The sequence below is a fragment of the Cellulomonas pakistanensis genome, from assembly GCF_016862755.1.
Taxonomy (GTDB): domain Bacteria; phylum Actinomycetota; class Actinomycetes; order Actinomycetales; family Cellulomonadaceae; genus Cellulomonas; species Cellulomonas pakistanensis.
Window position 1 is genome coordinate 1 of the sequence record NZ_BONO01000005.1, and the last position, 16568, is coordinate 16568.

The following is a 16568-nucleotide window of genomic DNA, read 5'->3' on the forward strand; positions in this document are numbered from 1 at the left end:
GCTAGACCACCGGCGCGCCGGTCTCAGCCGAACAGCGTATCGGCCGCGGTCGGGGCCGACAGCCCCAGGTGGGTCCACGCCTCCGCGGTCGCGACCCGGCCGCGCGGGGTCCGGCCGATCAGCCCCTCCCGCACCAGGAACGGCTCGGCGACCGTCTCCACGGTCTCCGGCTCCTCGCCGACGGCGACCGCCAGCGTCGTCAGCCCGACGGGCCCGCCGCCGAACCGGGTGCACAGCGCCGTCAGCACCGAGCGGTCCAGCCGGTCCAGGCCGCGGCGGTCGACCTCGTACACCTCGAGCGCCGCGCGGGCCGCCTCGAGCGACAGCGTGCCGTCGCCCCGCACCTGCGCCCAGTCGCGCACCCGGCGCAGCAGCCGGTTGGCGATGCGCGGGGTGCCGCGGGACCGGGACGCGATCTCGGCCGCGGCCTCGTGGGCGAGCGGCACGCCCAGCAGGCCGGCGGACCGGAGCAGCACGCGCTCCAGCTCGTCGTCGGCGTAGAAGTCGAGGTGGCCGGTGAACCCGAACCGGTCGCGCAGCGGCGCCGGCAGCAGGCCCGCGCGGGTGGTGGCGCCGACGACCGTGAACGGCGGCAGGGCGAGCGGGATCGCGCTCGCGCCCGCGCCCTTGCCGACGACCACGTCGACCCGGAAGTCCTCCATCGCGACGTACAGCAGCTCCTCGGCGGGCCGGGCCAGCCGGTGGATCTCGTCGATGAACAGCACCTCGTTCTCCTCCAGGGAGGAGAGGATCGCCGCCAGGTCGCCGGCGTGCTGGATCGCGGGGCCGCTGGTGACGCGCAGCGAGGTGCCGAGCTCCGCGGCGATGATCATGGCCAGCGTCGTCTTGCCCAGCCCGGGCGGGCCGGACAGCAGCACGTGGTCCGGGGCGCGGCCGCGGCCGATCGCGGCCTGCAGCACAAGGGACAGCTGCTCGCGCACGACCTTCTGGCCGACGAACTCGTCGAGGTGCCGCGGGCGCAGCGCCGCCTCGGCCGCCCGCTCCAGGTCGTCGGCGCCGGGTCGGACGACGGAGTCCGCCGGGTCGAGCTCCACGCCCAGGTCGGCCTCGTCAGCCACGGCCGCCGCCCAGCGTCCGTAGCGCCGCGCGCAGCACGCCCGCGACCTCCGCCTCCCCCACCGGCTCGTCGCTGCCGTCGAGCACGGTGGCGACCGCGTCGGTCGCCGCCTTCTGGTTCCAGCCCAGGCCCACGAGGGCGTCGACGACCTGGTCGCGGCGGTCGGCCGGTCCCGCCGGGGCCGCGGTGCCACCGGCGAGCGCGACCGGCGCCGGGGCGCCCAGGCGGTCGGCGAGCTCCAGCACGATCCGCTGCGCGCCCTTCTGCCCGATGCCCGGCACCCGCTTGAGGGCCGCCAGGTCCTCGGTGGCGACCGCGCGGCGCAGGCCGTCCGGGGTGTGCACGGCCAGCATCGCGAGCGCGAGCCGCGGCCCGACCCCGCTGACCTGCTGGAGGACCTCGAACACCTCGCGCTCGTCGTCGTCGGCGAAGCCGAACAGCGTGAGCGACTCCTCGCGCACGACCAGCGACGTGTGCAGCGTGGCGGTCTGGCCGACCCGCAGGCCCGCCAGCGTCGCCGGGGTCGCCTGCACCAGCATGCCGACGCCACCGACCTCCACGACGGCGGCGTCCAGCCGCACGGCCTGCACGGTCCCGTGCACCGAGGCGATCACTCCGGCTCCTCCCAGTCCGCGGCGCGCACGCGGCCGGGCGGCCGGGCGTCCGCCGTGCAGTCTGCCACGCGTGCGAACACGTGTACGAACGACACGCGGCCGGGTGCGGTCAGCGGGACGGGACGCGGCGGGCGGCCTGCTCGGCAGCGGCCCACGCGCGCTGCGCCGCGGTCATCGACCCCGGGGCGCGCTGCGGGGCGCCGACCGCCCCCGCCGGGCGCCACAGGTGGCAGATCGCCAGGGCGAGCGCGTCGGCGGCGTCGGCGGGCCGGGGCAGCTCGTCCAGGGAGAGCAGGCGCTGCACCATCGACTGCACCTGCGGCTTGTCCGCGCGGCCGCTGCCGGTGACGGCGGCCTTCACCTCGGACGGCGTGTGCATCGCGACCGGGATCCGCCGGCGCGCGGCCGCGAGCATCGCGATGCCCGCGACCTGGGCGGTGCCCATCACGGTGCTGACGTTGTGCTGGGCGAACACCCGCTCGACCGCCAGGGCGTCGGGCGCGTGCTCCTCGAGCCACTCGTCGATCGTCGCGGCGATCACCAGCAGGCGCTGGTCGATGTCGGCGGCGGGCGGGCTCTGCGCGACCCCGACAGCCACCATCCGCACCCTGCGGCCGGGCAGCCCGTCGACCACGCCCAACCCGCAGCGGGTCAGGCCGGGGTCCACACCGAGTACGCGCACGCCCCCATCCTCCCAGCCCCCACGAGTGGAAGATCCGGCCCGACACGCCGGGGTGTGTCGGGCCGGATCGTCCACTCGTCGCGCCTCCGGGGGCCGGACGCGACGACGCCCCGCGCCGGAGGACCGGGCGGGGCGTCGTCGGGTGCGGAGGGGTCAGTCGTCCTCGAGCTCCGCCATGACCTCGTCGGAGGCGTCGAAGTTCGCGTAGACGTTCTGCACGTCGTCCGAGTCCTCGAGCGCGTCGACCAGGCGCAGGACCTTGCGCGCGCCCTCGGCGTCCACCTCGATCTGCGTGGCCGGGTAGAACACCACGTCGGCGGAGTCGTACTCGATGCCGGCGTCCTGCAGCGCGGTGCGCACGGCGACCAGGTCGGTCGCCTCGGACAGCACCTCGAACTGGTCCCCGGCGTCGTTGACCTCCTCGGCGCCCGCCTCGAGCACGGTCAGCATGACGTCGTCCTCGGTGGTGCCCTCCTTCGGGACCATCACGACGCCCTTGCGCGAGAACAGGTACGCGACCGAGCCCGGGTCGGCCATCTGGCCGCCGCTGCGGGTGAACGCGACGCGCACGTCGGCCGCCGCGCGGTTCCGGTTGTCGGTGAGGCACTCGACCAGGAACGCGACGCCGCCGGGGCCGTAGCCCTCGTAGAGGATCGTCTGGTAGTCCGCGCCGCCGGCCTCGGCACCGGAGCCGCGCTTGACGGCGCGGTCGATGTTGTCGTTCGGGACCGAGGTCTTCTTGGCCTTCTGGATGGCGTCGAACAGCGTCGGGTTGCCCGCGGGGTCACCACCGCCGGTGCGCGCGGCGACCTCGATGTTCTTGATCAGCTTCGCGAAGAGCTTGCCGCGCTTCGCGTCGATCACGGCCTTCTTGTGCTTGGTGGTGGCCCACTTGGAGTGACCCGACATCGCTTCCCTCTCGTTTCCCGCGCCGCCCCGGCGCTGCCCGGGCCGGCGGTGCGGCGCGCCCCGGCAGCGGAGCGCGCCCCCGCTCTCACAGGGCGTCGCGGACGATCTCGACGAACAGCCGGTGCACCCGCGTGTCGCCCGTCACCTCCGGGTGGAAGGACGTGGCGAGCAACGAGCCCTGGCGCACCGCGACGATCCTACCGGCGGCGGGCCCGGACTCCACGCGGGCGAGCGCCGTGGCCGCGGGGCCGACCTCGTCCACCCACGGCGCGCGGATGAACACGGCGTGCACCGGGTCGTCCGCGCTGTCCGGGACGCCGTCGATGGTGAGGTCGGTCTCGAACGAGTCGACCTGCCGCCCGAATGCGTTCCGGCGCACCGTGACGTCGAGGCCGCCGAGCGTGCGCTGCCCGTCGATGCCCCCCTCGATCCGGTCGGCGAGCAGGATCATCCCGGCGCAGGACCCGTAGGCGGGCATCCCGGCCCGGAGCCGGTCGCGCACGGGGCCGTCCAGCTCGAACGCGCGCAGGAGCTTGTCGATCGTCGTCGACTCACCGCCCGGCAGGACGAGGCCGTCGACGGCGTCGAGCTCGGACGCGCGGCGCACCGGGACGGCCTCCGCGCCGGCCGCGCGCAGGGCGGCCAGGTGCTCGCGGACGTCGCCCTGCAGGGCCAGGACACCGATGGTGGGGGAAGCGGTCACCCGCTCATCCTACGAATCGGCGACCGCCGCGAGCACGCCGCCGCCCGACGCCCCCGCCCGCGCACCCGCGCCGCCCCACGCGTGCACCAGGTCCGCCAGCCGCGCCAGCCCCTCGAGCAGCCGGCCGCGCTCGCCCGCCAGCGACACCCGCACCATGCCCTCGCCGCCCGGCCCGAAGGCGCTGCCCGGCGACACCGCGACGTGCCGGTCCGCGAGCAGCCGCAGCGCGAACGCCTCCGAGTCCGTCGTCGCCGCCGACACGTCCACCATGAGGTAGAACGCGCCCTGCGGCCGGACCGACGGGATGCCGCGCCCGTCGAGCAGCGCGACGGCCGCGTCCCGCCGCTCCCGGTACGAGTCCACGGCCGCGGCCACGTCGTCCTGCGGGCCGGTCAGCGCGGCGAGCGCGGCCCGCTGGCTGACCGACGACGGGCAGGCGACCGTCGCCTCGGCGACCTGCCCGAGCAGGTCGACCACGCCCGGGTCGCGGGACACGACGTAGCCGAGCCGCCAGCCGGTCATCGCGTACGTCTTGGAGAAGCTGAAGAACGTGAGCACGCGGCCGTCGGTGTCGAACGCGGCGGGGCTCGCGTGCGGGCGGTCGAAGGTGATCGCCTCGTAGCACTCGTCGGAGAACACCCACAGGTCGCGCTCCCGGGCCAGCTCGACGACGCCCGCGAGCAGCTCGGGCGGGTACATCGCGCCCGTGGGGTTGTTGGGCGAGCACACCACGAGGACCCGCGTCGCGGGCGTGATCGCCGCCGCGATGTCCTCCAGGGTCGGGACGAAGCCGTGCGCCGCGTGCGCGGGGTAGGTCGCGACGTCCGCGCCCGCCGCGACGGCGGCCATCCGCCAGTTCGGGAACTCGGGGTCCGGCAGCAGCACCTCCTCCCCCGGGCCGACCAGCGCGCTGATCGCCATCGCGAGGCCGTGCATCGCGCCGTGGGTCACCACGACGTCGGCGGCGGTGACGTCCAGGCCGTTGACCCGGCGCACCTTCTCGGCCAGCGCGGCGCGCAGCTCGGGCGTGCCGGTGCTCGACGTGTACCCGGTGTGCCCCGCGGCGGCGTCCCGGCCGGCCGCGGCGACGACGTGCGCGGGGGTCGGCACGTCGGGCTCGCCGATCTCGAGGCGGATCGCCTCCGGGTCGCGCATGGCGAGCTCCATGAGGGTGCGGATGCCGCTGCGGTGCATGCGGGTCACGGGCGAGGTCGAGGTCGGCACCGGCCGACCGTACCCGAGAACCGGCCCCGGACGTTACTGCCCGGTAACGTCAGTCGTCGCGCTGCAGCCCGAGATGCCGCACCGTGCCGTCCCAGCCCGCCAGCAGCGGCCGCACCAGGTCGGCCAGCCCCTCCGGGAACACCTCGCGCGTCTCCGCGGCCAGGTCGTCCAGGTGCCACCAGCGCAGCTCGTCCAGCACGTCGAGCTCGACCTCGGTCCAGCCGTCCCGGGCGATCGCCGCGGCGTCCAGGGCGGTCTGGACCCGGGCGAGGAAGAACTCCTCGTCCTGCCGGCAGTGCTCGGCGTAGAAGTCGAACAGCGCCGACCGGGTCAGCACCGGCCCGACGAGCGCGGCGTCGTCCAGCACCAGCCCGGTCTCCTCGCGCAGCTCGCGCAGGGCGGCGTCGCGCGCGGACTCCCCCGGGTCGATCCCGCCGCCGACCGTGAACCACCAGGACCGCTCGGGCTGGTCGACGTCGTGCCCGCGGACCAGCAGCAGCCGGTCCTCGGCGTCGACCAGCAGCACCCGCGCCGCGCGGCGGTACCGCAGGCCGTCGTCGCCGAGGACCCAGTCGGTGCCCAGCACCGTGCTCGACGTGACCACCGGAGCGCCGTCCCCCGACGGCGACGGCCCGCCGGCCCCCGAGGGGGTCGACGGGCCGTCGGTCGGCGCGGGGCCGGTCACCAGCCGCGCTCGGCCAGGCGGTGCGGCACCGGGACGTCGTCCACGTTGATGCCGACCATCGCCTCGCCGAGGCCGCGGGAGACCTTCGCGATGACGTCCGGGTCGTCGTAGAAGGTGGTGGCCTTCACGATCGCCGCGGCGCGCTGCGCCGGGTTGCCCGACTTGAAGATGCCGGAGCCGACGAACACGCCCTCCGCGCCGAGCTGGCGCATCATCGCCGCGTCGGCCGGGGTCGCGATGCCGCCCGCGGTGAACAGCACGACCGGGAGCTTGCCGGCGCGGGCCACCTCGACCACCAGGTCGTACGGCGCCTGCAGCTCCTTGGCCGCGAGGAACAGCTCGTCCTCGGGCAGCGAGGACAGGCGGCGGATCTCGTCGCGGATGGTGCGCATGTGCGTGGTCGCGTTCGACACGTCGCCGGTGCCGGCCTCGCCCTTGGAGCGGATCATCGCCGCGCCCTCGGTGATGCGGCGCAGCGCCTCGCCCAGGTTGGTCGCGCCGCAGACGAACGGCACGGTGAACTGCCACTTGTCGATGTGGTGCGCGTAGTCCGCCGGGGTCAGCACCTCGGACTCGTCCACGTAGTCCACGCCGAGGCTCTGCAGCACCTGCGCCTCGACGAAGTGGCCGATGCGGGCCTTCGCCATGACCGGGATCGACACGGTGTTGACGATGCCGTCGATGAGGTCCGGGTCGCTCATCCGCGCGACGCCGCCCTGGGCGCGGATGTCCGCGGGCACCCGCTCGAGCGCCATGACGGCGACCGCGCCGGCGTCCTCGGCGATCTTGGCCTGCTCGGCCGTGACGACGTCCATGATCACGCCGCCCTTGAGCATCTCCGCCATGCCGCGCTTCACGCGGGCGGTGCCCACCGCGGGGACGTCGGAGCCGGTGGCGGGCTGGGTGGTGTCGGTGGTCACTGAGGTCCTCGCAGTTCGGACGGGAGGGGGTTTCCGGGGTCCATCGTAGTCGCGTGCGGCCGGCAGGACGGCGGGCGTCCACGGGGCGCACCCGGGGCGCGCGCGGGCGCGCGCCCCGGCCGTCAGGCGGTGGCCGGCGGCTGCCCGGGCCGGCCGAGCGCGGCGGGCCACGCGTCGTCCAGCTCGAGCGTCTGCGGCATGGGCGCGCGCCCGGCGAGCCGCAGCGTGCGGACGGCCCAGCCGCGGCGCATCCGCTGCGCCTGGGCGACCGCCTCGTTGTGGAACCGGCGGGCGAGCTGCACGCGGTACCAGGCGTCGCCGAGCGCGTCGAGCAGCTCGGCGGCGCCGGGCTCCTCCCGCAGGGCGGCGACCTCGTCGGGGTCGTCGAGCGCCTCGCGCAAGGTGGACGACAGCTCCGACTCGACCAGGCCGCGGTCCGCGGCGGCCGGGTCGACGCACTGCGGGCCGCGCAGCTCGTCCGGCAGCCGCGCCATGCCCTGCGTCTGCGGGCTGCCGGCCGCGATCGACGCCCAGGACGCCTCGCCGACGAGCACCGAGCTCACCGGGTCCAGCACCCCGGACGCCGCCAGGGTCGACGCCGCGGACGCCCGGCGGAGCAGCTGGGTGTCGACGACGGCGCGCGACGCCGCGACCTTGCGGTGCAGGCGGTCGATGCGGGACGCGGCGAGCCAGGACCACCACAGGACGACCAGCAGCACGCCGACGACGAGCACCGCGATCTCGGACCAGGTCACGAGTCGTCACCCCGCAGGCGGCGGAGCGCCGTCCGGGCGCCGCGCAGCGACGTCGGGTCCTCGCCCACCGGCGCCGCGCTGCCCTCGACGGCCATCTCGTACACCGTGAGCACCTGGTGCGTCACCGTCGACCAGTCGTACCGCGCGACGGCCGCCTCCCCCGCGGCCGCCACCCGCGCGCGCCCGCGGGCGTCGCCGAGCAGGCCGACCAGCACGCGTGCGAGGTCCGCGGGGTCGCCGGTGCGGAACAGGGCGCCGGCCTGCCCGTCGTCCAGCACCCGCCGGAACGCGCCGAGGTCGGACGCCAGCACCGCGGTGCCCGCGCTCATCGCCTCGACCAGCACGATGCCGAACGACTCGCCGCCGGTCTGCGGGGCGCAGTAGACGTCGGCCGACGCGAGCAGTTGCGCCTTCTCCTCGTCGCTGATCCCGCCGAGGAACTCGACCGCGTCCGCGTCGTCGCCGAGCAGCTCGCGGACCTCGGCCGGGCCGGTGTCCCCGCGCCCGGCGACCAGGACCCGCACGCCCGGGAACGCCCGGCGCACCTCCGGCACGGCCTCGAGCAGCACGGGCAGGCCCTTGCGCGGCTCGTCCAGCCGCCCGAGGAACACGACGGTGGGCGCCTCGGGGGTGCCGACCCAGCGCGGGTCCGGGCGGGCGCCGGCGAACGCGTCGACGTACACGCCGTTCGGGATGACGACCGCGTCGCCGCCGAGGTGCTCGACCAGCGTGCGCCGGGCGTCCTCGGACACCGCGATGCGGGCGCCGATCTTCTCCAGCGACTGCCGGACCAGCGGGTACGCGAGCTGCAGCGAGCGGGAGCGCACGAGCGACGAGTGGAACGTCGCCACGACGGGCCCGTCGGCGATCCACAGCGCCAGCATGCTGAGCGACGGCGTCGCGGGCTCGTGCAGGTGCAGCACGTCGAACTGCCCGGCCTCGAGCCAGCGGCGCACACGAGCGGCGGTCATCGGCCCGAACGCCAGGCGCGCGACCGACCCGTTGTACCGGACGGGCACGGCGCGGCCGACCGACGTCATGTACTCCGGGATCGGGGTGTCCTCGTCGGCCGGCGCCAGCACGGACACGCTGTGCCCGCGGTCGATCAGCGCCTCGGCGAGGTCCCGGACGTGGAACTGCACGCCGCCCGGCACGTCGAACGAGTACGGGCAGACGATGCCGACCCGCAGCGGCCGCGACCCGGCGGGGGCGAGGCCGGCGATCACGAGGTCGCCGCCGGCGCGCCCTCGGCCTCCGCGACCGTCCGGGCGTACCGCTCGGGGTCGAGGTCGGCGACGAACACCTTCTGCAGCATGTGCCAGTCCTGCGGCGCGCGGGCGATCCCGCGGCCCAGGTCGTCGACCCAGGCCTGCGTGAGCACCGCGACCCGGTCGGCGCGCGGCACGTCGTCGGGCACGGTCAGCAGCCGGCCGAACTCGATGACGATGCCCCACGCCGTCCCGGCGGCGCGGCGGCGCGCGCCGGTCAGCCGCTCGTAGGTGATCGACGTGGCGCACAGCGGCGCGCCCGTGGAGACGGCCAGCGCGGCCGGGCCGGCGGCGACGCGCGCGCGCTCGCCGAACAGGTCGACCTCGACGCCGCGGGCCGTGAGGTCCCGGTCGGCGAGCAGCGGGATGAGGCCGGGGGTCGGCTGCCGCGCCGCGCGCACGAGCTCGCGGAACACGCCGCCGCCCGCGCCACCGCCCGACAGCGGGATGATCTCCAGCCCGATGCCCTCGCGGAACGCCAGGAACTCCTGGAACAGCGCCTCGGGCTTGAGCCGCTCGGCGACCGTGACGGTCCGGCCGAGGTTGCGGGTGGCCCAGGCGCCGGCGAGGTCCCAGTTGCCCAGGTGGCCCAGCGCCATGACGACCATCCGGCCCTCGTTCATCGTCGCGACGACCTCGCCCGGGTCGACGAGCCGCACCCGCGCGTCGATCTGCTCCGGCCGCGCGCCGACCAGCGCGAACGACTCGCCGTAGTAGCGCATGTACGACCGCATGCCGAGCAGGCTCAGCCGGCGGATCTCCTCCGGGCGGGCCTGCGGGCGCACCCGGCGGAGGTTCGCCTCGAGCTGGCGGACCCCGGCCCCGCGCAGCAGCCAGATCACGTCTGCCACCAGCCGGAACGCCCCGCGCACCACCGGGTCGGGGACCTTGCCGACGACCCGCCACGCGAGCGCGAACAGCGCCGCGACGTCCACCTGCGGGCGCCTCACCGGGCCGCCAGCGCCTGGCGGCGGACCGTGAGCATCCGCTGCACGACCGTGACGAACGACGCGACCGCGAGCAGGCCGAGCACGACGACGAGCACCGGCTCCGGCACGCCGACCCCGACCAGGGCCGTCGCGACCAGCACCGCGGCCAGCCGGTCGGCGCGCTCCGCGATCCCGACCGCCGCCGTCATGCCGAGCCCCTCGGCGCGGGCCCGGGCGTACGGCACGATCGAGCCGAGCACCAGGCAGGCCAGCGCGAGGCCGGCGCCCCAGTCCGCCCAGGACGAGCCGCTGCCGTGCACGAACCACAGCACGATCCCCGAGAAGATCGCCGCGTCGCCGAACCGGTCGAGGGTCGAGTCGAGGAACGCGCCCCACGGCCCGGACCGGCCGGCGCGCCGCGCCATGACCCCGTCCAGGCTGTCGGTGAGCGCGAAGAACGCGATGACCAGGCTCGCGGCCAGGAAATGGCCCGCCGGGAACAGCCACAGGGCCGCCACGACGACGGCCACGGTGCCGGTGATGGTCACGGCGTCCGGGGAGACGCCGCGCTTGAGCAGCGCGTCCGCCACCGGCGTGAAGAGCCGCGTCATGGCCCCTCGCAGTCCGTTCAGCACGTCCCGGTCATCCCTTCTGGTCGCCGGCGGCGGGGTCGCCGTCCGCCGGCCAGGCCGCCGCGAGGCGCGCCCGGGTGTCGTGCAGCAGCTCGGGCAGCGCCCGGGTCCGCCCGACGATCGGCAGGAAGTTGCTGTCGCCCGACCAGCGGGGCACGACGTGCTGGTGCAGGTGCGCGGCGATGCCCGCGCCGGCGACGGCGCCCTGGTTCATGCCCAGGTTGAAGCCGTGCGGGCCGCTGACCTCGCGCAGCACGCGCATCGCGGTGCGGGTCAGCTCCGCGACCTCCGCCACCTCGGCGCCCGTCAGGTCGGTGTAGTCGGCGACGTGCCGGTACGGGACCACCAGGACGTGCCCGCCGTTGTACGGGTACAGGTTGAGCACCACGTAGGCCACGGCGCCGCGCGCGACGACCAGGCCGTCCTCGTCGGGCAGGCCGGGGATGCGGCAGAACGGGCACCCGTCACCCTCCGCGCCGTCGGCCGGCTTGTTCTCGCCGCCGATGTACGCCATCCGGTGCGGGGTCCACAGGCGGCCGAAGCCGTCGGGCACGCCCGGGAGGCCGGCGGCGTCCTCCACCGCCGGCCCGCCCGGGCCGGTGCCCTCGTGCTCGGTCACCGCGTCAGACCTGCGCGTGCTCGCGGACCGCGGTCACGACCCGCTGCACGGCCTCCGCGACCGGCACGCCGTTCTCCTGGCGGCCGTCCCGGTACCGGAACGACACCGCGCCGGCCTCGGCGTCCTCGCCGCCCGCGATCAGCACGAACGGGATCTTCTGCGTGCTGGCGTTGCGGATCTTCTTGCCGAACCGGTCGCTGGACCGGTCGAGCTCGGCGCGGATGCCCTGGGCGCGCAGCTGGGCCACGACGTCCTCGAGGTACGGCTCGAACGGCTCGGCCACCGGCACCGCGAGCACCTGCACCGGCGCGAGCCAGGCCGGGAACGCCCCCGCGTAGTGCTCGGTCAGCACCGCGAAGAACCGCTCGATCGACCCGAACAGCGCGCGGTGGATCATCACCGGGCGCTGGCGGGTGCCGTCCGCGGCGGTGTACTCGAGGTCGAACCGCTCCGGCAGGTTGAAGTCGAGCTGGATCGTCGACATCTGCCAGGTGCGGCCGATCGCGTCCTTGGCCTGGACGGAGATCTTCGGGCCGTAGAACGCGGCGCCGCCCGGGTCCGGGACCAGCTCGAGGCCGGACTCGGTGGCGACCTGGCGCAGCGTCTCGGTCGCCTCCTCCCAGGCCGCGTCCTCGCCGACCGACTTCTCCGGGTTCCGGGTGGACAGCTCCAGGTAGAAGTCGTCCAGGCCGTAGTCCTTGAGCAGGTCGAGGACGAACGTGAGCAGGCTGGTGAGCTCGCCCTTCATCTGCTCGCGGGTGCAGTAGATGTGCGCGTCGTCCTGCGTGAAGCCGCGGGCGCGGGTCAGGCCGTGCACCACGCCGGACTTCTCGTACCGGTACACCGTGCCGAACTCGAACAGCCGCAGCGGCAGCTCGCGGTACGAGCGGCCCCGGGAGTCGAAGATCAGGTTGTGCATCGGGCAGTTCATCGGCTTGAGGTAGTAGTTCTGCCCCGCGCGCTTGATGTTGCCCTCGGCGTCCCGCTCCTCGTCCAGCTGCATCGGGGGGTACATCCCGTCCGCGTACCAGTCGAGGTGGCCCGAGATCTCGAACAGCTGCTGCTTGGTGATGTGCGGCGAGTTGACGAACGAGTAGCCGGCCTCGACGTGCTTGCGCCGGCTGTACTCCTCCATCTCCATGCGGATGATGCCGCCCTTGGGGTGGAACACCGCCAGGCCCGAGCCGATCTCGTCCGGGAACGAGAACAGGTCGAGCTCGGTGCCGAGCCGGCGGTGGTCGCGGCGCTCGGCCTCGGCGACCCGCTCCAGGTACGCCTTGAGCTCGTCCTTGGTCGGCCATGCCGTGCCGTACACGCGCTGCAGCTGCGGGTTCTTCTCGCTCCCCCGCCAGTAGGCCGCGGCCGAGCGGGTCAGCTGGAAGCCGTTGCCGAGCACCTTGGTGCTGGGCACGTGCGGGCCGCGGCACAGGTCCTGCCAGACGACCGTCTCGGTCTCCCGGCCCGCGCCGCGCACGTTCTGGTAGTACGTCAGGCCGCCGGCGCCGACCTCGACGGAGGCGCCCTCGCCCGCTGTGTCCGCGGTGGACTTCAGGCCGATCAGCTCGAGCTTGTAGGGCTCGTCCGCGGCCAGCGCGCGCGCCTCGTCGTCCGTCACCTCGACCCGGCGGAACGTCTGGCCCTCGCGCACGATCCGCGACATCGCCTTCTCGAGGGCCTTGAGGTCCTCGGGCGTGAACGGGTCCTCGACGTCGAAGTCGTAATAGAAGCCGTCGGTCACCGGCGGGCCGATGCCGAGCTTCGCCTTCGGGTTGACCTCCTGCACCGCCTGCGCGAGCACGTGCGCGGCCGAGTGCCGCAGCACGGCGAGCCCGTCCGGCGAGTCGATCGTGACGGCCTCGACGGTGGCGCCGTCCGCCAGCGGGCGGGACAGGTCCTGGAGGTCCCCGTCGACGCGCATGACGACCACGTCGCGGCGAGCGGAGAACAGGTCCGTGCCCGTCGTCCCCGCCTCGGCCGTGGTGCTGGTGCCGTCGACGGTGAGGGTGATGAGCTCGGACACGACAGGGGTCTCCTCGGGTCGGCCCGCACCTCGCGCGCGGGGTCCGGGTCGATGCTACCGACCGGTCACCCGGTCGAGGGCCCGCGGCGCTCCGCCGGGGCCCGGGTCGCCGCACGGCGGCCGTCGCACGACGAAGGCCCCGGTCCGCTGCGGGACCGGGGCCTTCGAGCCGGTGGGCGATACTGGGTTCGAACCAGTGACCTCTTCGGTGTGAACGAAGCGCGCTACCACTGCGCCAATCGCCCGGCAGACGAGAACATTACCCGACCCGGGGCGCGGAACCGAAATCGGCGCCGCCGTCCCGGTCGTGGAGCGGGCCGGCGGCCGCGGGGTCGCGCGCCGTCGGCCGGCGCGGGGTGCCGGTGAGGCGTCCGGGTGGGTGAAGTTCCGCCCTGGACTGACGCACCTGGCGCCCCGTGCGTCATGATGGTCGTCTCGCGAGACGTGTGTGAAGGAGGTTGCGGTGGCCCAGCGCTCGTACGACGTCGTCGAGACCGTCGCCATGCAGCTCATCAGCTCCGATGCCAGCGTCCTGCCGGTCACCGCCGAGCTGTCCTACCGCGTGAGCGACCCGTACACGGTGCGCGCCGTGTTCACGTCGCCCCAATCCACCTCGGTCTGGCTGCTCGGCCGGGAGCTCCTGCTCCAGGGCATGCTCGCCGACGCCGAGGACCCCGCCGGCTGCGGCGACGTCCAGGTGTGGCGCGACGAGGACCCGATGTTCACCCTCGTCTCGCTCACGGGCATCGAGGGCAGCGCGCTCCTCGCGTCCCCGTCCGAGCCCCTGGAGCGGTTCCTCACCGCGACCGAGCAGCTCGTCGCGCTCGGCACGGAGAGCGACCGCATGGAGGGCGAGATCGCCGCCCTCATCGCCGCGCTGCTCACCGCCTGACGGGTCGGCCGCGCGGGTCCGGGCCTACGGGTCCAGGTCGTCGTCCGAGCGCGCCCGGAACAGCCGCGCGACCTCGGCGGTGAGCGGGCCGACCCGCGTCGGCTCACCCTCGACGGCCTCGACGCCCACGACGCCGCGCAGCGACCCGGTGAGCGCGAGCCCCGCGGAGCCCTCGCGCGCGTCCTCGACGACGGACCACGGCAGCTCCTCGGCGCCGGCCTCGCGGACCGGCAGCCCGGCGTCGGCCGCCCAGTCGAGCACCAGCGCGCGCGTCACTCCCGGCAGGCACCCCGACGACAGCGCCGGCGTCAGCAGCGCGCCGCCGCGCTCGACCAGCACGTTGGAGGTCGTGCCCTCGCACAGCGCACCGCGGGTGTTCGCCAGCAGGGCCTCGTTCCCGCCGGCGCGGGTCGCCGCCGCCAGCGCGAGGACGTCCGCGGCGTAGGAGGTCGACTTGTGGCCGGCGAGCGGCGAGCGCTCGTTGCGCACCCACGGGGACCGGACGACGTGGGCCGGGCCGCGCACCGGGGCGGGGGCGGCGGAGACGACCAGGACGGGGCGGGCGTCGGCCCCGGGCGCGCCGGGGGTCACCGTGATCCGCAGCCGGCCCACCTCGGGGCCGCTCGCCCCGAGCACCTCGGCGACGGCCGCGCGGACCTCCGCGCCGTCGACCGCGGGCAGGCCCAGCGCGTCCAGCGACGCGGCGAGCCGGGCCAGGTGCCGGGTGAGCGCGAACGCCCGGCCCCGCACGACCGCGCACGTCTCGAACAGGCCGAGCCCGGTCGCGACGCCGGGGTCGGTGCCGGCGACGACGGGCTCGCGCGGGTCGCGCAGCCGGCCGCCGGCCCACAGGACGCTCGCCACGGCGGTCAGTCTGCCACCGGGGCCGCCGGGGCCTCCGGGGCCGCCGGGGGCGCCGGGGCCGCCGGGGGCGCCGGAGCCTCCGGGGGCTTCGGGGCCTCCGGGGGCGCCGAGGCCAACCCGACGAGCCGGCGGGCTTTCAGCTCCGTCTCGGCCCACTCCGCGTCGGGGTCGCTCCCCCACGTGATGCCGGCGCCGGTGCCGAACCGCAGCACCCCGTCGCGCCAGACGAACGTGCGGATCCCGACGGCCAGCTCCGCGCGGACGGCTCCCCGGTCGTCGACCTCGACCCAGCCGACCGCGCCGCAGTACGGCCCGCGCGGGACGGGCTCGAGCCGCCGGATCAGGTCGAGTGCCGACGACTTCGGCGCCCCGGACACCGACCCCGGCGGGAACGTCGCGCCGAGCAGCCGCGCCCACGCGTCCGCGCCGTCCCGCACGTCGGCGCGCAGCCGCCCGCGGACCGTCGACACCAGGTGCACGAGCCCGGGGTGCTCCTCGACGCCGAGCAGCGTCGTCACCTCGACCGTCCCCGGCTCGCACACCCGCTGCAGGTCGTTGCGCACCAGGTCGGTGATCATCACGTTCTCGGCGCGGTCCTTCGCGGTGAGACCGGCCGCCGTCGGCGCGGTGCCCTTGATCGGCGCCGAGGTGACCCAGCCGTCCTCCACCCGCAGGTACAGCTCCGGCGAGGCCGTGACCACCCACACCGGCGGCACCGCTCCCCCGGCCGGCACGTGCACGCCGCCGGCGTACGGCGCGGGGTTGCCCGCGGCGAGGCGGGCGCCGAGGGCGCGGGCGTCGGGCTCGCGGCCGCCGTCGGCCGGCAGCGGGGCGGAGAGCACGCGGCAGAGGTTGGCCTGGTAGACGTCCCCCTCGCGCACGGCGTCCCGGACGGCCGCGACGGCGGCGACGTAGGCGGGCTCGTCGAGGGACGAGGTCCACGCCCCGGGGTCGGGGCCGCGCCAGCGGCGGCCCTGGCCGGGATCGGGCGCGGCGCCGGTGCCGGTGCCCAGGTCCGGCGCGGCGCCGGGCTCCGCGGTGCGGAACCGCCAGGCCGCCACCGGGCCCTCGAAGTCGCCGACCAGCACCCAGTGGCCCGGCGCCCGCAGCCGCCCCGGCTCCCGAGCGACGTCCGGGACGTGCTCGACCGGGTCGCGCAGCACCCGGCCGCCGAACCAGGCGACGCCGTCGGCGGCGGTCGGGTGCGCCGCGGGGGCGGCGGGCTGAGTCGGCACGGGGCCACGCTAGCCAGCCCGGGCACGGGCGCGTGACCTGCGGGTGTGGCGCAGGTCGCACCACCCGTCGCAGGCCCGCGGGCGCCTCCGGAGCGCCTCCCGGGGCCCGGATCCGCGTCATCACGCGGGACTCCGGGCCCCTGGTCAGCCAATTGGACTCCCACCTCGGAAGTCGGCTAATGTTCTCGACGCACCAGGAACGCCGGTGAGAACCGGCAGGACAGGCGCGCGGACGTGGCTCAGTGGTAGAGCATCACCTTGCCAAGGTGAGGGTCGCGGGTTCGAATCCCGTCGTCCGCTCGGAGGCAGACACTCCCGGCCGACCTTTCGGTCGCTGAGGACTGAGGTCTCAGGGTGGAGTGGCCGAGAGGCGAGGCAGCGGCCTGCAAAGCCGTATACGTGGGTTCGAATCCCATCTCCACCTCGTAGTAGCACCCGGGCGATTGGCGCAGCGGTAGCGCGCTTCCCTGACACGGAAGAGGTCACTGGTTCGATCCCAGTATCGCCCACCAGCACGAAGGCCCCAGGTCACCGACCCG

Annotated in this window: 17 protein-coding genes and 4 tRNA genes; 4 read left to right on the forward strand and 17 right to left on the reverse strand. The window is 75.4% G+C overall.

Going from position 1 to position 16568, the window contains the following annotated elements; translation table 11 throughout:
• Positions 1–23 precede the first annotated feature (23 nt).
• The 15 genes from ruvB to Cpa01nite_RS04610 all read right to left on the reverse strand — a co-directional run bounded on the left by ruvB (position 24) and on the right by Cpa01nite_RS04610 (position 13283).
• The gene (gene ruvB, locus Cpa01nite_RS04540) at positions 24–1079 is read right to left on the reverse strand and encodes a Holliday junction branch migration DNA helicase RuvB (RefSeq protein ID WP_373307322.1); all 1056 of its coding nucleotides are present in this window, start codon (positions 1077–1079) and stop codon (positions 24–26) included.
• The gene (gene ruvA, locus Cpa01nite_RS04545) at positions 1072–1692 is read right to left on the reverse strand and encodes a Holliday junction branch migration protein RuvA (RefSeq protein ID WP_203667576.1); all 621 of its coding nucleotides are present in this window, start codon (positions 1690–1692) and stop codon (positions 1072–1074) included. Before ruvA ends, ruvB begins: the two co-directional genes overlap by 8 nt.
• Positions 1693–1801: 109 nt before the next feature.
• Positions 1802–2374, reverse strand: coding sequence for a crossover junction endodeoxyribonuclease RuvC (ruvC, locus tag Cpa01nite_RS04550; RefSeq protein WP_203667577.1), 573 nt, complete (start codon positions 2372–2374; stop codon positions 1802–1804).
• Between the two features lie 153 nt (positions 2375–2527).
• Positions 2528–3283 carry a YebC/PmpR family DNA-binding transcriptional regulator gene (locus Cpa01nite_RS04555; protein ID WP_203667578.1) on the reverse strand — a complete coding sequence of 252 codons (756 nt, stop codon included), beginning with the start codon at positions 3281–3283 and terminating at the stop codon, positions 2528–2530.
• A gap of 85 nt (positions 3284–3368) precedes the next feature.
• Positions 3369–3986 (reverse strand): pyridoxal 5'-phosphate synthase glutaminase subunit PdxT, encoded by a 618-nt coding sequence (gene pdxT / locus Cpa01nite_RS04560; RefSeq protein ID WP_203667579.1) that lies wholly within the window; start codon positions 3984–3986, stop codon positions 3369–3371.
• Positions 3987–3995: 9 nt separating this feature from the next.
• Complete coding sequence (locus Cpa01nite_RS04565) at positions 3996–5210, reverse strand: pyridoxal phosphate-dependent aminotransferase (protein ID WP_239068528.1); 1215 nt, start codon at positions 5208–5210, stop codon at positions 3996–3998.
• Between the two features lie 49 nt (positions 5211–5259).
• Complete coding sequence (locus tag Cpa01nite_RS04570) at positions 5260–5814, reverse strand: NUDIX hydrolase (RefSeq protein WP_203667580.1); 555 nt, start codon at positions 5812–5814, stop codon at positions 5260–5262.
• Between the two features lie 77 nt (positions 5815–5891).
• A complete protein-coding gene (gene pdxS, locus Cpa01nite_RS04575) occupies positions 5892–6815 on the reverse strand; it encodes a pyridoxal 5'-phosphate synthase lyase subunit PdxS (RefSeq protein WP_203667581.1) in 924 nt (307 codons plus the stop codon).
• A 122-nt stretch (positions 6816–6937) separates the two neighbouring features.
• Complete coding sequence (locus Cpa01nite_RS04580; RefSeq protein ID WP_203667582.1) at positions 6938–7570, reverse strand: hypothetical protein; 633 nt, start codon at positions 7568–7570, stop codon at positions 6938–6940.
• The gene (locus tag Cpa01nite_RS04585; RefSeq protein WP_203667702.1) at positions 7567–8760 is read right to left on the reverse strand and encodes a glycosyltransferase family 4 protein; all 1194 of its coding nucleotides are present in this window, start codon (positions 8758–8760) and stop codon (positions 7567–7569) included. Before Cpa01nite_RS04585 ends, Cpa01nite_RS04580 begins: the two co-directional genes overlap by 4 nt.
• Before the next feature lie 32 nt (positions 8761–8792).
• Complete coding sequence (locus Cpa01nite_RS04590; protein WP_203667583.1) at positions 8793–9788, reverse strand: phosphatidylinositol mannoside acyltransferase; 996 nt, start codon at positions 9786–9788, stop codon at positions 8793–8795.
• Positions 9785–10402 (reverse strand): phosphatidylinositol phosphate synthase, encoded by a 618-nt coding sequence (gene pgsA / locus Cpa01nite_RS04595; protein WP_203667584.1) that lies wholly within the window; start codon positions 10400–10402, stop codon positions 9785–9787. The genes Cpa01nite_RS04590 and pgsA overlap by 4 nt, the downstream gene beginning before the upstream one ends.
• A gap of 7 nt (positions 10403–10409) precedes the next feature.
• A complete protein-coding gene (locus tag Cpa01nite_RS04600) occupies positions 10410–11018 on the reverse strand; it encodes an HIT family protein (protein WP_373307323.1) in 609 nt (202 codons plus the stop codon).
• A 4-nt stretch (positions 11019–11022) separates the two neighbouring features.
• Positions 11023–13038, reverse strand: coding sequence for a threonine--tRNA ligase (thrS, locus tag Cpa01nite_RS04605; RefSeq protein ID WP_203667585.1), 2016 nt, complete (start codon positions 13036–13038; stop codon positions 11023–11025).
• Between the two features lie 173 nt (positions 13039–13211).
• Positions 13212–13283, reverse strand: a tRNA-Val gene (locus tag Cpa01nite_RS04610).
• A gap of 218 nt (positions 13284–13501) precedes the next feature.
• Here Cpa01nite_RS04610 and Cpa01nite_RS04615 point away from each other — a divergent pair.
• Positions 13502–13930 carry an SsgA family sporulation/cell division regulator gene (locus tag Cpa01nite_RS04615; RefSeq protein WP_154728987.1) on the forward strand — a complete coding sequence of 143 codons (429 nt, stop codon included), beginning with the start codon at positions 13502–13504 and terminating at the stop codon, positions 13928–13930.
• A 24-nt stretch (positions 13931–13954) separates the two neighbouring features.
• On the opposite strand, the gene Cpa01nite_RS04620 is transcribed toward Cpa01nite_RS04615, so the two are convergent.
• Positions 13955–14794, reverse strand: a complete 840-nt coding sequence (locus Cpa01nite_RS04620; RefSeq protein WP_203667586.1) for an aminotransferase class IV — start codon at positions 14792–14794, stop codon at positions 13955–13957.
• A 5-nt stretch (positions 14795–14799) separates the two neighbouring features.
• The gene (locus Cpa01nite_RS04625; protein WP_203667587.1) at positions 14800–16029 is read right to left on the reverse strand and encodes a chorismate-binding protein; all 1230 of its coding nucleotides are present in this window, start codon (positions 16027–16029) and stop codon (positions 14800–14802) included.
• 228 nt (positions 16030–16257) lie between these two features.
• On the opposite strand from Cpa01nite_RS04625, the gene Cpa01nite_RS04630 reads away from it, so the two are divergent.
• The 3 genes from Cpa01nite_RS04630 to Cpa01nite_RS04640 all read left to right on the forward strand — a co-directional run bounded on the left by Cpa01nite_RS04630 (position 16258) and on the right by Cpa01nite_RS04640 (position 16541).
• Positions 16258–16329: transfer RNA gene (locus Cpa01nite_RS04630), tRNA-Gly, on the forward strand.
• A gap of 53 nt (positions 16330–16382) precedes the next feature.
• Positions 16383–16453 (forward strand) — tRNA-Cys (locus Cpa01nite_RS04635).
• Positions 16454–16466: 13 nt separating this feature from the next.
• A tRNA-Val gene (locus Cpa01nite_RS04640) sits at positions 16467–16541 on the forward strand.
• Positions 16542–16568 lie beyond the last annotated feature (27 nt).